This is a genomic window from Bacillus cereus, from assembly GCF_025917685.1.
GTDB lineage: Bacteria > Bacillota > Bacilli > Bacillales > Bacillaceae_G > Bacillus_A > Bacillus_A cereus_AT.
Genome location: NZ_CP089518.1, coordinates 191,011 through 204,213, shown reverse-complemented (window position 1 = coordinate 204,213; position 13,203 = coordinate 191,011). Strand labels below are relative to the sequence as shown.

Here is a 13,203-nt window from a genome sequence, read left to right as displayed (position 1 = left end):
AAAGAATCCATGGATTATTACAGACCGGTTTAACTCCGTTATAAAGTATGAAACGCGTTTCCTGTCAAAGATATTTCAAAAAAATAATCCGTTATGCGATTATACACATAACGGATTAAGATTAAACTGTAGAGCGTTCCACAAGTTCGTATGGAATTTCCACCTTTTCTTGTTTAGAACTTTCATCACTTATTTGCCTGTAAAACATTTCAAAGGCCTTTTTACCTATCTCCTTTAAATTTTGATCAATGGTTGTAAGTTGCAACACTTGCGAAATAGGTTGATTATCAAAGCCAATAATCGCTAAATCTTTAGGAACTTGAATACCTAATTTTTCAGCTTCTGTCATCACCCCAATCGCTACTTCATCTCCTGCTACTATTAATGCTTCAGGAAGATGCTGCATCCCCTTTAATTTATGAGCCACTCTCACGCCATCTTCTAATGTAAAACATTCTGTGAAAATCCATTCTTCATCCACTTCTTCATCTATAGATTGCAATTGCTGTTTATAAACATCAAAACGCTTTTGACTACTCGGTCCTAATTTCCTTCCCGTGCAATAACCAATTTTTTTATAACCTTTTTCGATTAAATAATCCATTCCTAATTGAAAAGCGGCCGAATGATTCGTATATACACTTGAGATATTCGAAATATCATTATCTTCACAAGCAACAATTGCCCCATAGGAAGCATACGGCTCTATCGTTTCCCAATCATTCGCACGAGAACAAATGATTAGACCATCTAGTTGCTTTGTTTTCAACATATGTAAACTTTTCATTTCTTCTTTTTTATTGTAATTCGTTTGACAAAGAAGCACTCTATAATTGTGAGCTAACGCAATTTCCATCATTCCACCCACCATCGCATCAAAACACGGATGATTAATATAAGGTAAAATCACACCAACAATATTCGTCTTCCCTTTTGATAAATGAACAGCATTTGCATTTTGTGAGTAATTCAATTTCTCAACTATTTCTAAAACAATTTTCCTTTTTTCTTCACTTACATACGGATGATCATTTAATACCCTCGAAACAGTCGTAACTGAAACCCCAGCCATCTTTGCAATATCTTTAATATTAGCCATACACTCACCTCTACCTTTAACTTAATGAATCTCATGAACATATGTCAAATCTTCTTATCATTACACCTTCACTCGTTTCTCTTACAAAAGTGTAATTTTCCTGTAAGCTAATTCGATAGTGACTCTCCGCTATATTTCATACAATTAAGTTAGAAACAGGGCAACAACCATTCGAAAAGGAGCGGATCTAATATGATGAACAAAATGAAATCAAACAATTTCTTAAATACGCTGGGCATGGTATTATCTGCTCTTATCGATGCAAAAGCTGTTGCTTCTACATTAAACAAGTAAGGAGAATATATTATGAACAACATCACTTTTAACAAATTAGATTTTTTAGGACTTGCTAGCCGCTCGGTTCTTCTTACTGCTTTCATTTACGCTGCTACGCTTGTATAACTTTGCGTCCCCTTTCCCCTTTATTATAAATAGTAATAGAAAAGACGACCGTCTATGCCCGGTCGTCTTTTCTTACTTTTGATTTGATTGAAGAGCTTCCTTTAGTTCTTCAAACTTTTCATTTAATTGATCTGTCATCATTTTCATAGCCGTTTTTCGATCTATTTGTTCTTCAGCATCAATTTGAATTGGGTCTCCAAAAATCAATCGTGCCTTTTTTCCTTTTATCAATTCTTTTACACTTGATGGACCAACATAAGCTGCTGGTATTAATGGAACGTTAGAACGCATTGCAATCGTAACAGCCCCAGCTTTTAATGAAACATCTTCTGATGATCTCGTTCCACTCGGGAAAATACCTACTACTTTTCCTTCTTTTAATAAACGCGATGGAATTTTCAATGTGCTTGGCCCTGGATTCGCACGGTCTACAGGGAATGCATTTACATTTTTAAAAAACCAATTTTTAAATTTCCCTTCAAACAATTCTTTTTTTGCCATGTAATGAATTTGGGTTGGATACATTCCTGTCGCTAACATTAAAACATCCATAAAACTTGTATGTGTACACGCAACAACGTAAGGGCCATCTTCCGGTAATTTTTCTCTCCCTTGCACTTCTACCTTCCCAGCCATTTTAAATATATATTTCAACGAAAATGTAATTGGTTTATACATTTGTTTCGTTCCTTTCTGAATATCCGAAGTATAATGATTTTCTTACAACGATTATAACACTAAGTTTTAGGAGTTGGTAATAAAAATAAGTATTTATTGTTAAATTTCAATTCTTACAAAAGTGTAATTTTCTTGTAAGCTAATTCGATAGTTACTTCTTATAATTTTTCATACAATTAAGTCAGAAAGAAACAACAACCATTTGAAAAGGAGCGGATCTATATGATGAACAAAATGAAATCAAACAATTTCTTAAATACAATGGGCATGGTATTTTCCGCTCTTATCGATGCAAAAGCTGTTGCTTCTACATTAAACAAATAAGGAGAATGTATTATGAATAACATCACTTTTAACAAATTAGATTTTTTAGGACTAGCTAGCGGCTCAATTCTTCTTACTACTTTTATTTACGCCGCAACGCTTGTATAACTTTGTGTCCCCTTTCCCCTTTATATAGAAAAAGACGACCGTCTATGCCCGGTCGTCTTTTTAATTTTTTCTTTCCTTCAATTCTTTTAAAAGCTGTATCAGTTCAGCTTGTTGTTTTATATTCTTACGACCATTTCGATTAATCGCTGCAAGCTCGCAGGCAACTCCAGCAGCAAAGAAAAACAATAAACTTTCTAACATATAAAATCCTCCAGTTGCCTATTAAACAGCTTGGCGCAATTGCTTTTCTTGTAAAACTTGTTTATTTATATTTTCTTCTTTTCTCTGACAAACATTATTACGAATAAGCGCTGCAATAACAAATAATGTTCCTACAATATCAAATATTGTTATTTTATACCCTTGCATCATCATAATAACTAAAGTAGTAATTGGCACAAAGTTAATAAATAAAATACCATTAATTGATGATAAGATTTTCACGCCGTAGTTCCAAGCAAGTAGTGCTACGATACCTGGTAATGTCATCATAAATAACAAGTCATACTTCACAATAGAGATCGTTTCCATACTCGGAATTGATACATATCCAAGCGCCGTAATGATTACCGTTATAATCCCCGTGACAGTTGTACCAAATACACATGTCAACGTAGAATAACGTAATGTTGACCAATCGCTACATGTTTGACCACCCATCGTATAAATAACCCAGCCTACAACACCAACAAATATAAATGCTAGTGAAAACATGTTATCTTTCAATGTTAAAAAGAAACTCATGTCACCTTTTGTAATAACAAATATAGCTCCTACAAAAGCGATAATCATGCTCGTTATCATATACTTTTTCGGTTTTATATGTTTATATCCCCATAGAATACAAATGGAAATCATCGGCATCAGTGCCTCCATAATAGAAGCTACCATTACACCTGATTTCCCCATTAACATTTGCCCTAGAAAAATTAATACATTATATACGGTAAACGCCATCGTTCCAAAAAAGACGAGTAACTTTCCTCTTCCTTCTAAACGAAATGCTTTCTGTCCTTCTTTCATTAACAATAATACCATCAGCACTATTGCTACCGCCCCATAGCGAATAAGTGAAAAATAAAATGGATCTATGTATTCTAGTGCATGATCAGCAACAGGAAACATTGCTCCCCATGACATACTTGCAATTAAACATGCGAACGCACCTATTATCATTTGACTTCTTCTCACCGTAATCCCCCACTTCTTTCTATTTGCACAAAGAGAATTGTAAAAGAAAAAATATATCACGTAAAATGATTCAAAATGATGTTAACTATCATTTATAATGATAGTTAACATCAAGGAGGAGCATAAAATGGAATTACGAGACTTACAAATCTTCCAAAGCGTTGCCGACCGTGGTAGTGTAAGCGGCGCAGCAAAGGAATTAAATTACGTACAATCAAATGTAACCGCACGTATTAAACAATTAGAAAACGAGCTGAAAACACCGCTCTTTTACCGTCATAAACGAGGCATGACTTTAACAGCTGAAGGTAGAAAAATGCTCGTTTATGTTCATAAAATTTTGCAAGATGTTGAAGAGCTAAAACAAGTGTTTTTAGATAGCGAAACACCATCTGGTATATTAAAAATTGGTACAGTCGAAACAGTAAGCACATTACCTACCATTTTGTCTTCTTACTATAAGAGCTATCCAAATGTCGATCTATCACTACAAGCTGGTCTAACAGAAGAACTTATTAGAGAAGTAATCGATCACCAATTAGATGGTGCATTTATATCAGGTCCTATTAAACATCCATTAATTGAACAATACGATGTTAGTACCGAAAAATTAATGCTTGTTACACAAAATAAAGCTTTTCATATAGAAGAATTCACTACGACGCCCCTACTCGTTTTTAATCAAGGATGTGGATACCGTTCCAAGCTAGAACGTTGGCTGAAAGATGAAGGTTTGCTGCCAAAGAGAATTATGGAATTTAATATATTAGAGACAATATTAAACAGTGTTGCACTTGGCCTTGGAATTACACTCGTACCACAGTCTGCTGTCCACCACCTTTCTAAAGCTGGTAAGGTACATTGTCATGCAATCCCTGAAAAATATGGTAGTATTTCAACGGTTTTCATACGCCGTAAAGATAGCTATATGACGAATTCAATGCGTAGCTTTTTAAAAACAATTGAAGAGCATCATCATATCAATATGCTTTAAAGGACATTCTTACACGAATGTCTTTTTTTCTTACAAAAGTGTAATCCTCCCGTAAGCTAATTCGATAGTTGCAGGCGTCCATATTTCATATAATTAAGACATAAAGCAGGGCAACAACAATTCGAAAAGGAGCGGATACGCATGATGAACAAAATGAAATCAAACAAATTTTTAAATACAATGAGCATGGTGCTATCCGCACTTATCGATGCAAAAGCAGTTGCAACTACATTAAACAAATAAGGAGAGATTATTATGAACATCATTACATTTAACAAATCAGACTTTATCGGACTTGCAAGTGGAGCAGCTCTTCTTACAGCTTTCATTTACATACTTGCTCAAAGTCTTGTTTAACAATTCGTTTCCCCAAACCCCTTTATATATAGAAAAGGCTGCTCGTCTTATAGACAAGCAGCTTTTTAGTTTGTTTCATATATAATTTGACCTGTTTTCGTCATATCGTATCCGCCAATCGCTTTTAATTCATCATGAAATTCTTCCGATCGCAGAATGTCTTTCATGACCTCGATCAGCTCTTCATTTTCTTTATTCTTCAAAATCACTAAATCATACTGCTCTTTCATGATTGGAATAAAGTCTACGTTCACAATTTGTGAAAACTTTTCTGATCCTACCCCAACATCAGCTTTTCCATTCGCAACTTGCGAGGCAACACCAAGGTGATTCGATTCTTCCCATTCATACCCGCTAATATCTTCTTTATTTATTTTTTGAATTCGCAATTGCTCATCCACTAATACCCTAATACCAGAACCCTTTTCTCGATTTATAAATCGTATAGATGACTGAGATAAATCAGCCCATGTTTTTATATTTTTTGGATTCTCTTTTTGCACATAAAACCCAACATTCCTTGATAATAAATTAATCATAATACATGGTTGTCCGACTAAAATACGTTTTACGTAAGGAACATTATATGTACCCGTTTCACCATCAAATAAGTGTAAACTAACTACACTTCCTTCTCCTTGATACATCTTCACTAAACTCGTTAAACTACCTTGATACGCTCTTAATACATTAGAATTTGGCAATCGATTTTCTATACGTTTTGCCAGCATATCTAACGTTAGTTCTTGCCCGCTAATAATGCATGTATTCAAGATACTACTATCGTCATTCTTTACAGAAGTAACTTGTATCTTTCCTGTTTTCATTTGCTTTATATATTGTTCTAAATCCGCTGCATCAATGCGCATCTGTCTACCAACTCTATAAGAAGGAAGTTCTCCTTTTTTAATTAAGTCGTATACAGTTAATTTTGATACTTTTAATCGCTTCGCTACTTCTTCCGTTGTGTAGGAATGATGATCCATAGACGATTCCTCACTTTCTTCCTTCATTGTAACAAAGAAAAGAATATTTCTCCTATTTTTTAAAAACAACCATATCGTTCAAATTACATTTAATTATAACTAGTTATATTTAGTTATAATTAGTTATAATTGAATATGTCAAAACGAAAGGGGATTTTTTTATGAACAAATTCACATTCCGATCTATTGGGGCACTTATACTTTCTTTCCTTCTTATATTTAGTGCTGCTTGTACAAGCGTGGAAAAGAAAGAAAAGTCAGCTGCTAAAGAGGGAAAAACAGTCGAACTGACTGTATCAGCTGCCGCTAGCTTACAAGATGCATTAAAAGAAATTGAAAAGCAATATAAAGAGAAAGAACCAACTATTCAACTTTCTTTTAACTTCGGTGCTTCTGGTGCACTTCAACAACAAATTGAACAAGGCGCGCCTGCTGATTTATTCTTCTCTGCAGCAGAAGATAAATTCCAAACTCTTGTTAAAAAAGGATTCATTGATGAAAAAGAAGGGAAAAATCTTCTTGGAAATGAACTAGTTCTAGTTGTCCCAAAAGATAGTTCTCTTGCAAAATTCCAAGATTTAAAAGATGAAAAAATAAAGAAAATCGCACTTGGTACACCTGAATCCGTACCTGCGGGAAAATATGCAAAGGCTTCTCTCACACATGAAAATCTTTGGAATGACATTCAAAATAAAGTCGTGTTTACAAAAGACGTTCGCCAAGTGTTAACATATGTAGAGACAGGCAATGTCGATGCCGGTATCGTATACAAAACAGATGCTCTTATTTCAGACAAAGTAAAGATTGGTGAGACAGCAGCAGCTACTTCTCATGAGCCAATTCACTATCCTTTAGGTGTTATAAAAGAATCTAAGCACAAGAAAGAGGCGACTTCATTTTATGAGTATTTGCAGTCAAAAGATGCACAATCTATCTTTAAAAAATATGGATTTACAGTCCTATCATAATTGCCATGAGCTTTGATGCTATTGTGTCACCGATCTTTCTATCTTTACGAGTAGCTGCATACGCCACCATTATCGTTACAATTTTAGGGACGATTATCGGGCGAGCGCTAGCACGCTCCTCATGGAGATATAAAGTAATATTAGAAACTATTTTCTTATTACCAATGGTACTTCCGCCAACTGTAATTGGCTTTTTTCTCATTATCATTTTTGGAAATAATAGTCCCATTGGAATGTGGATAGAATCATTGTTTCAGCAGTCCATTATGTTCACATCTACTGCTGCGATCATTGCTTCTACAGTCGTTGCATTTCCGCTTATGTACCAATCAGCAAAAACAGGATTTTCTATTGCGAATGTACAAATTGAAGAAAGTGCTCGTGACCTTGGTGCCAGTGAATATCAAGTTTTTCTACACGTGACACTCCCGCTTGCATTTCCTTCCTTACTAAGCGGAATGATTTTGAGCTTTGTTCGTGCGCTCGGTGAGTTTGGTGCTACACTCATGTTTGCTGGGAACATTCCTGGTAAAACACAGACTATCCCAACTGCAATTTATATGGCGATTGATGCAAGTAATATGCAACTCGCCTGGACACTTGTAGTTATCACTATTAGTATGTCACTTCTATTTCTGCTATGTATTCAGCTTATTAATAAAAGAATTACTAACTCTTAAAGCAGCTTTTTTCGAAGCTGCTTCTTTATTTCTTAGGAAATAAAATATACCGATGGGAAATAACTGAATTTTACCTTTTATTAAAATATACATTTTATTTGAATTCACTTTCTAAAATAGGCAATTTCCTGTTATTATATGGAGGTGTTTCAAAAAATGAAGAAATGAAAACGCATTTATATCGTAAGTTCTTCATCCTGTTTTAGCGATCGGTAATCTTCTACTCTATTAGTGGGGCATTACCGATCGTTAGAACGATATGTAATTATATTGGTATAGAAAACCGAAGGGAGTCTTGTAATGGACATTTTATTAGCGCTTCTTCCTGCAATCGCATGGGGAAACATCTTATTAGTAAGCGTAAAAATGGGCGGTGGTGCATACAGCCAAACGGTAGGTATGACAATCGGTGCTCTATTCTTCGCAACAATTATGTATGTATTTACTCAACCAGCTTTAACAATGACAGTCTTGATTGTTGGTTTTATTTCAGGTTTATTCTGGGCTTTAGGACAAGTAAACCAATTAAAAACAGTTGAAAAACTAGGTGTTTCAACTACTGTAACGATTTCTACTGGTATGCAACTTGTTGCAACTTCTATCTTTGGGGTTATCGCTTTCCGTGAGTGGACTACTACAACAACGATTGTTCTGGGAACGATTGCAATCCTATTAATCGTAGTTGGTGTTGTATTCACATCACTAGATGACAAAGAAAATGCACAGCCACCAGGACAATTGAAAAAAGGACTTCTTACTTTAATTGTTTCTACTTTCGGCTACCTTGTATATGTAATTATTATTCGTTGGTATAATATCGATGGTTGGTCTGCTATTTTACCACAAGCAGTTGGTATGTTTGTTGGTGCGGTTGTACTGACATCTAAACATAAACCATTTAACAAATATGCAATCCGTAATGCTTTATCTGGTTTACTATGGGGAACTGGAAACTTATTCTTACTTCTTTCATTACCACGTGTCGGAGTAGCAACAAGCTTCCCATTATCTCAAACTGGAATCGTTATCTCAACATTCGGTGCAATCGTATTCTTAGGTGAAAAGAAAACAAAACGTCAATTGATCTTTATTGCACTAGGTAGTGTTTTAATTATCGGTGGCGCTGTATTGCTTGGTATGACGAAAGCATAAGCTTATAATTTATCAATCCCTGAAGCATAAATGCTTCAGGGATTTTTGATTATAATTATTTTTCAAATATAATAATCTTCATAGTCCTTTTTATATAGCCTTCCTTCCCTCCAATTGTATTCTCTCCACTACAAGCCGTTTCTTTTTACAAAATTCTCTTAAAAATGGTATCGTTTTTTATAACATATTCTCATCAGAAAGGAATAAAGGATATGCCTAATAAACATCGAATTTTATTTATTGGTGCCGGTCGTATGGCAGAAGCTATATTTGCTGGACTACTTACAACAAGTAAAGAATACATCGAAGAAATTATCGTTTCTAACCGAAGCAACGTAGAAAAGCTAGAACAATTACGAGCACGATATAATGTGTCTACTACAACAGATTGGAAGCAGCATGTTACATCTGTTGATACGATTGTTTTAGCAATGCCACCTTCTGCACATGAAGAATTATTAGCAGAATTATCTCCGTTACTATCGAATCAACTTGTCGTAACGGTAGCCGCTGGCATTGGCCCATCTTATTTAGAAGAAAGACTTCCCGGGGGGACACCTGTTGCTTGGATTATGCCAAATACAGCTGCCGAAATCGGAAAGTCTATCTCCTTATATACAATGGGACGATCAGTAAACGAGATGCATCAAGAAACCCTGCAACTGCTTTTAAGAGGCATTGGTACTTCGCAACTTTGCACTGAAGAGGAAGTTCATCAGCTTACCGCAGTTACTGGAAGTGCACCTGCTTTCCTTTATTACTTTGCTGAAAGCTTAATTGAAGCAACAAAAAGTTATGGAGTCGATGAAGCAACCGCAAAACACCTTGTCATTCAAATGATTTCCGGCTCTACTTCTATGCTTGAACAAACGCAAGATCCAGCTAACCTCCGCGAACAAGTAACAACACCAGGTGGTTCCACAGCTGAGGGTCTCAAAGCTTTATATGAATATAATTTTTCAGAGGCAATTCAAAAAGCAGTAGAAGCAACAAACAAAAAAGCTAGGGGGAAATAATATGAATTTAACAAGTTTAAAAGACTATACAACATTACATAACGGCGTAAAAATGCCTTGGTTCGGTTTAGGTGTTTTTAAAGTAGAAGATGGTTCAGAAGTAATTGAATCTGTAAAAGCAGCAATTAAAAATGGCTACCGTAGTATCGATACTGCAGCAATTTATCAAAACGAAGAAGGCGTTGGACAAGCGATCCGTGAATCAGGTGTTGCACGTGAAGAATTATTTATCACATCAAAAGTATGGAATAGCGATCAAGGATATGAAACAACACTTCAAGCATTTGAAACTACATTAGAGAAATTAGGTCTAGATTATTTAGATTTATATTTAGTACATTGGCCTGTAAAAGGGAAATATACTGAATCATGGAAAGCATTAGAAAAGCTTTATAAAGATGGCCGTGTTCGCGCTATTGGTGTGAGCAATTTCCACATTCATCACTTACAAGACGTATTTGAAATTGCTGAAATTAAGCCAATGGTCAATCAAGTGGAATACCACCCACGTTTAGCACAAGAAGAGTTACACACTTTCTGTAAAGAACATAATATCCAGCTTGAAGCTTGGTCACCATTAATGCAAGGACAGCTACTGGATAACCCAACATTACAAGACATTGCGACAAAATATAATAAATCGACTGCACAAGTTATTTTACGCTGGGATCTACAAAACGAAGTTGTAACAATCCCTAAATCTATTAAAGAACATCGCATTATTGAAAATGCAAATATATTCGATTTTGAATTAAGTGCTGATGACATGAAAGCAATTCAAGCTCTAAATGAAGATCATCGCGTTGGTCCAGATCCGGATAACTTTAACTTCTAATAGGGAAACCACTGCCATATGCAGTGGTTTTTTTATCTTTAATAAAACTGAAAATTTAAACTATATTCCATTTGATTGACACTTCATTATCTAAGGTGTAAGATTTTGAATTATCAAAGAAACACAAAAATTAATAAAATTTATTCGTTTACTCATTGTATCAAGAGAGGTGGAGGGACTGGCCCTTTGAAACCTCGGCAACAGGTTCATTTTGAATACTGTGCCACTTCCTGCAAGCTTTGTGCTTGAAAGATAGAATGAGGGACTTCGTTTATATACGGGTGCATAACTTGTACGTAAAAATCCCTCTTTCTCAATATGAAAAGAGGGATTTTTTGTTTTTCATTCCCTCATCATCATCCAATCTTATTAACCATTTAGGAGGAAAATCAAATGAAAAAGAAGTTTGTACCCGGTATTGCATCAGTTGTAGGAGTAAGTATTTTATTAACTGGTTGCGGCAGTTATAAAAACGAAGCAAGCGGAGCAAATGCAAAAGACGAGGCACCTAGTAAACAGGTTTTAAACTTATCTTCACCTACTGAAATACGAACAATGGATACAGCTCGTGCTACAGATACTGATTCTGGTCAAGTAATGAGAAACGTATTTGAAGGTTTGTATAATCTTGGTGAAGGTAACAAACCTGTCCCTGGCGTTGCAAAATCTCATGAAGTAAATGGCGATAAAACGAAATACACATTCCATTTACGAGATTCAAAATGGTCAAACGGCACTCCTGTTACAGCGAAAGATTTTGTCTTCGCTTGGCAAAGAGCTGTCGATCCAGCAACAGCCTCTGAATATGCATTTCTATTCTTTGATATTAAAAATGCAACAAAAATTAACAACAAAGAACTTCCAGCCGATCAACTTGGTGTAAAAGCAATTGATGACCATACGTTTGAGGTAGAATTAGAACGCCCTGTTCCGTACTTTATTAGCTTAACAGCGTTCCCAACATTTCTACCAATTAACGAGGAATTCTTTAAATCACAAGGTGATAAGTACGCTTTAGAAGATAACAAAATCTTGTACAACGGAGCTTTTACACTAAGCGATTGGAAGCATGAACAAAGCTTTAAATTTAAGAAAAACCCTACCTATTGGGATAAAGATAATGTCAAACTCGAAGAAATCAATTTCAACGTTGTGAAAGAGAAATCAACAGAAGTAAATTTATTCGAATCCAAACAATTAGACCGTATAAAACTAACATCTGATTTCGTTGATAAATATAAAAAGGATACTAACTTCAAAGAACGTCCGAATGTAGGGGTACAGTTTTTACGTATGAATCAACAAAACAAAGTACTTCAAAACGTTTCTGCACGCCAAGCAATCGATCAAACAATTGATCGAAAATCCTTTGTAAATACGTTATTAAATGATGGCTCTACACCAACCTTTAGTCTCGTGCCGAAAAACTTTGCAAAAGGGCCTGATGGAAAAGACTTCCGTACTGCAAACGGCGATTTAACAAAAGTTGATACAACATCTGCACAAGAATTATGGAAGAAAGCAAAAAAAGAACTTGGTTCTGAAAAGATAACATTAGAATTATTAACAAGTGATGGTGACCTTGAGAAGAAAACTGGTGAGTTCCTAAAAGGGCAACTAGAAAAGAATTTAGATGGCTTAACAGTAAATATAAAACCGCAACCACGTAAACAACAAGTTTCACTCTTATTAAAAGGTGACTACGAGATTGGAATTGACGGTTGGAGCCCTGACTTTGCTGATCCAATTACATTCCTTGAACTATTTACGACGAATAACCCTTACAACTTAGATCATTACTCTAATAAAGAGTTTGATGACACAATTGAAAAAGTTAAAACTACCTTGGCTGGTGATGAAAAAGCTCGCTGGGAAGCGTTACTAGCATCAGAAAAAATCTTATTTAAGGACTCTGTTATCGCTCCTCTTTACCAAAAAGGAGAATCTTATCTAGAGCGTTCTTATGTAAAAGGAATTGTACAAGTAGACTTTGCAGGTCAATTAAACTTCAAATGGGCAAAAATTGAAAAATAAAATGCGACTTTAATCATCGTGTTTCCACCAACTCCCATTGTTTTTTTGGCAAAATATATTAAAAGTAGATTCCTTAATATGAGTGAATCTACTTTTTTAATATATTATTTCAAGAAATTAACACTCTATTTTTATTATTGACATATAGTTCTTTTCAGTGTTAATATTCTAAATAATCAAAGAGACGAAATATTTCACCATCAAAACATAATGTCTACTACGTTGAAACATATAACGATAGATTACAGTTCAGCATGTATATACATATAGAACACCTGATTACCTATAAACAAATATCTATAATAGGTTTTATCTCCTTCTATAGCTACTTCAAGACATGGACATTATGACGTTACGAACAACACATTTAGGGAGGAAA

General features: G+C 35.0%; 15 protein-coding genes and 1 riboswitch. Of the genes, 10 read left to right on the top strand and 5 right to left on the bottom strand.

Going from position 1 to position 13,203, the window contains the following annotated elements; all coding sequences use genetic code 11:
- Positions 1 to 121: 121 nt before the first annotated feature.
- A complete protein-coding gene (locus tag LUS72_RS01160) occupies positions 122 to 1,099 on the bottom strand; it encodes a LacI family DNA-binding transcriptional regulator (protein ID WP_097831203.1) in 978 nt (325 codons plus the stop codon).
- Between the two features lie 306 nt (positions 1,100 to 1,405).
- Here LUS72_RS01160 and LUS72_RS01155 point away from each other — a divergent pair, with 306 nt between their 5' ends.
- Positions 1,406 to 1,501 carry a DUF3948 family protein gene (locus LUS72_RS01155; protein ID WP_097819865.1) on the top strand — a complete coding sequence of 32 codons (96 nt, stop codon included), beginning with the start codon at positions 1,406 to 1,408 and terminating at the stop codon, positions 1,499 to 1,501.
- 72 nt (positions 1,502 to 1,573) lie between these two features.
- Here the strand turns inward: LUS72_RS01155 and LUS72_RS01150 are convergent, their stop codons facing one another.
- On the bottom strand, positions 1,574 to 2,179 hold the full coding sequence (locus LUS72_RS01150) for a lysophospholipid acyltransferase family protein (protein ID WP_097831201.1): 606 nt from the start codon (positions 2,177 to 2,179) through the stop codon (positions 1,574 to 1,576).
- 336 nt (positions 2,180 to 2,515) lie between these two features.
- Here LUS72_RS01150 and LUS72_RS01145 point away from each other — a divergent pair, with 336 nt between their 5' ends.
- Positions 2,516 to 2,611: a DUF3948 family protein gene (locus LUS72_RS01145; protein WP_073530339.1), complete on the top strand. Its 96-nt coding sequence runs from the start codon at positions 2,516 to 2,518 to the stop codon at positions 2,609 to 2,611.
- A gap of 60 nt (positions 2,612 to 2,671) precedes the next feature.
- Here LUS72_RS01145 and LUS72_RS01140 read toward each other — a convergent pair whose 3' ends face one another.
- Together LUS72_RS01140 and LUS72_RS01135 are read right to left on the bottom strand one after the other, a co-directional pair.
- Positions 2,672 to 2,812, bottom strand: coding sequence for a YrzO family protein (locus LUS72_RS01140; protein WP_002151322.1), 141 nt, complete (start codon positions 2,810 to 2,812; stop codon positions 2,672 to 2,674).
- A 21-nt stretch (positions 2,813 to 2,833) separates the two neighbouring features.
- Positions 2,834 to 3,802, bottom strand: coding sequence for a DMT family transporter (locus LUS72_RS01135; RefSeq protein ID WP_141536803.1), 969 nt, complete (start codon positions 3,800 to 3,802; stop codon positions 2,834 to 2,836).
- A gap of 127 nt (positions 3,803 to 3,929) precedes the next feature.
- On the opposite strand from LUS72_RS01135, the gene LUS72_RS01130 reads away from it, so the two are divergent.
- Together LUS72_RS01130 and LUS72_RS01125 are read left to right on the top strand one after the other, a co-directional pair.
- Positions 3,930 to 4,796 carry a LysR family transcriptional regulator gene (locus LUS72_RS01130; protein WP_002113382.1) on the top strand — a complete coding sequence of 289 codons (867 nt, stop codon included), beginning with the start codon at positions 3,930 to 3,932 and terminating at the stop codon, positions 4,794 to 4,796.
- Positions 4,797 to 5,051: 255 nt separating this feature from the next.
- On the top strand, positions 5,052 to 5,153 hold the full coding sequence (locus LUS72_RS01125; protein WP_097831199.1) for a DUF3948 family protein: 102 nt from the start codon (positions 5,052 to 5,054) through the stop codon (positions 5,151 to 5,153).
- A gap of 65 nt (positions 5,154 to 5,218) precedes the next feature.
- Here the strand turns inward: LUS72_RS01125 and LUS72_RS01120 are convergent, their stop codons facing one another.
- Positions 5,219 to 6,166: a substrate-binding domain-containing protein gene (locus LUS72_RS01120; protein ID WP_264449047.1), complete on the bottom strand. Its 948-nt coding sequence runs from the start codon at positions 6,164 to 6,166 to the stop codon at positions 5,219 to 5,221.
- 134 nt (positions 6,167 to 6,300) lie between these two features.
- Here LUS72_RS01120 and modA point away from each other — a divergent pair, with 134 nt between their 5' ends.
- The 6 genes from modA to LUS72_RS01090 all read left to right on the top strand — a co-directional run bounded on the left by modA (position 6,301) and on the right by LUS72_RS01090 (position 12,824).
- Positions 6,301 to 7,107, top strand: coding sequence for a molybdate ABC transporter substrate-binding protein (modA, locus tag LUS72_RS01115; RefSeq protein ID WP_097831197.1), 807 nt, complete (start codon positions 6,301 to 6,303; stop codon positions 7,105 to 7,107).
- A 5-nt stretch (positions 7,108 to 7,112) separates the two neighbouring features.
- Entirely contained in the window at positions 7,113 to 7,787 is a 675-nt protein-coding gene (gene modB, locus LUS72_RS01110) for a molybdate ABC transporter permease subunit (protein ID WP_097831196.1), read from the top strand.
- Between the two features lie 300 nt (positions 7,788 to 8,087).
- Positions 8,088 to 8,939 carry a GRP family sugar transporter gene (locus LUS72_RS01105; RefSeq protein WP_000353549.1) on the top strand — a complete coding sequence of 284 codons (852 nt, stop codon included), beginning with the start codon at positions 8,088 to 8,090 and terminating at the stop codon, positions 8,937 to 8,939.
- A gap of 212 nt (positions 8,940 to 9,151) precedes the next feature.
- The gene (proC, locus tag LUS72_RS01100; protein WP_097831195.1) at positions 9,152 to 9,955 is read left to right on the top strand and encodes a pyrroline-5-carboxylate reductase; all 804 of its coding nucleotides are present in this window, start codon (positions 9,152 to 9,154) and stop codon (positions 9,953 to 9,955) included.
- Between the two features lies 1 nt (position 9,956).
- Positions 9,957 to 10,790, top strand: coding sequence for an aldo/keto reductase (locus LUS72_RS01095; RefSeq protein ID WP_097831194.1), 834 nt, complete (start codon positions 9,957 to 9,959; stop codon positions 10,788 to 10,790).
- A gap of 154 nt (positions 10,791 to 10,944) precedes the next feature.
- Positions 10,945 to 11,049, top strand: a riboswitch (SAM riboswitch).
- A 134-nt stretch (positions 11,050 to 11,183) separates the two neighbouring features.
- Positions 11,184 to 12,824 carry a peptide ABC transporter substrate-binding protein gene (locus LUS72_RS01090; RefSeq protein WP_097831193.1) on the top strand — a complete coding sequence of 547 codons (1,641 nt, stop codon included), beginning with the start codon at positions 11,184 to 11,186 and terminating at the stop codon, positions 12,822 to 12,824.
- Positions 12,825 to 13,203 lie beyond the last annotated feature (379 nt).